The organism is Alkalibacillus almallahensis, assembly GCF_011761495.1.
GTDB classification, from domain to species: Bacteria; Bacillota; Bacilli; order Bacillales; family Alkalibacillaceae; genus Alkalibacillus; species Alkalibacillus almallahensis.
Genome location: NZ_JAASRU010000035.1, coordinates 1 through 1,476 on the forward strand (window position 1 = coordinate 1; position 1,476 = coordinate 1,476).

General features: G+C 42.9%; 1 protein-coding gene. It reads left to right on the top strand.

Going from position 1 to position 1,476, the window contains the following annotated elements:
• The first annotated feature begins 200 nt into the window (after positions 1 to 200).
• Complete coding sequence (locus FHR85_RS14275; RefSeq protein ID WP_167264439.1) at positions 201 to 1,430, top strand: ISL3 family transposase; 1,230 nt, start codon at positions 201 to 203, stop codon at positions 1,428 to 1,430.
• The last annotated feature ends 46 nt before the right edge of the window (positions 1,431 to 1,476 follow it).

The following is a 1,476-nucleotide window of genomic DNA, read 5'->3' on the forward strand; positions in this document are numbered from 1 at the left end:
TTGCCGCGGGCACGGCTCGAGCCTCCTCGGCCGAAAAGCATGGCCTGCGGGGTCTCGAGACGCGTGCTGTTCCCGCAGGCGTCACCACCTACGCTTCTCACCTGATGCCAACTTGGCGGTTTGATGAAATAAAAAAAGCACGCAAACTCCTTATTTGTTATCCTTGTTTTATACCACCAAAACAAAACAAAAGGAGTTGCGTGCATATGCATCATAACATGACGTTACCAGGATTGGAAAGCTTTCACGTCACAGAAACGCGAGAAGAAAATGGCTATTATCACATCTACGTCGAACGTCCGCGTGAAGTCTTGCCATGCCCTGCATGCCAAACATCGACTCAAAAGATTCATGATTATCGCTGGCAAAAAATTAAACATAATCGAGTATTCAATCGCCCGACAATGATCTGGTATCGCAAACGGCGCTATCAATGTCACGATGTCGCTTGTCGGAAACGATTTGATGAAACCAACAATCTTGTCGATCGTTATCAACGCCAATCACAAGAGTTCAATCAAGCCATAGGGCTTGAAACGATTCATGGTAAAACGTTTAAAGATACAGCACAACGATTCGGCGTTTCACCAACAACGGTAATGAGACGTTTTGATACGATTAGTGAATCCCTTCTCAAGGAAACACAACACCTTCCTTCCATCATTGCGATTGATGATTTTAAGGGGGATACAGATGGCGAACGCTTTCAAACCATCATCACAGATCCCATCAAGCGTGAGCCGATTGATATCTTAAAAGATCGTCAGAAATCCACGGTCTATCATTACCTCAAAGACCACGCCGATACCGTCGATATCGTCGTCATGGACATGAGTCCATCCTATAAGGCCGCAGTGGACCAGGCATTAAATCAACCGATAATTGTGGCGGATCGTTTTCATTTTGTCCGTTATATGTATTGGGCATTGGATCGCGTCAGGCGGCGTGTTCAGCACGAATTCGATGACTATGATCGTAAGAAATGTAAAAACATGCGTCATGTTTTCATGAAACGAAGTAGCACGTTAAGTGCTAAACAAGATTGGTATCTCCATCACTATTGTGATAAATCGGATGTATTGACCAGCGCTTATTTACTAAAAGAATGGTTTTGTGATTGGTTTGACAACGCTAAATATTTAGGATCTGATGCCTTAAGCACGATTAAAACGGACTTATATGATTTTTACGATACCGTAAGAGCATCAGCTATACCTGAGTTCGAGAAGGCGATTGGAACGCTTCAAAATTGGCAAAAAGAAATCATGAACAGTTTCGGTTATAACTTACACAATGGTTACATTGAGGGGATTAATAATCAAACCAAAGTGATCAAACGCCAAGCGTTTGGTTTTCGACGATTTGATCGTCTGCGTCGAAAAGTCTTATTGCATCATAAATATAAGGATATACAAGGCCAAATGGCATAAGTAAGGAGTGCTCTTAAGAGAGCACCCCAACATTTGACTTAGAACC